This window comes from Bacillus sp. RB3 (assembly GCF_030164735.1).
Lineage (GTDB): Bacteria > Bacillota > Bacilli > Bacillales > Bacillaceae_G > Bacillus_A > Bacillus_A cereus.
The window spans coordinates 1-315 of the sequence record NZ_JASNGE010000122.1 but is presented as its reverse complement, the minus strand read 5'-3'; the positions used below and the strand labels follow the sequence as shown (position 1 = coordinate 315).

Sequence of the window (315 nt, the reverse complement as noted above, 5' to 3'; positions counted from 1 at the left end):
AAAGAACGATTTTCTCTTATCGATTCATTACGCCAAGCCTATCCACTCCGATGGTTGCTTCAAATCGCGGAAGTTTCTAAGGCTGGCTACTATAAATGGCGGAAATATCATAACGTGCAGCGTTTACGTCAGAAAAGGGATATGTGGCATAAAGAACATATTTTATCTATTCATCGTCAGCCCCCTTACTATGGGTATAAACGTATGACTCGTGCTTTGGCTCGAGAAGGAATGGTAATGAATCATAAACGTGTTCGTCGTCTTATGAGAGAGCTGGGTATTCAATCTATCATTCGAAAAAAACGTCCGTTTTAT

1 protein-coding gene is annotated in these 315 nt (G+C 40.3%); it reads left to right on the top strand.

Annotated elements, in window-relative coordinates:
- Positions 1 to 315, top strand: a 315-nt coding sequence (locus tag QO049_RS31055; protein ID WP_284489834.1) for an IS3 family transposase, incomplete at both ends; no start/stop codon positions are given.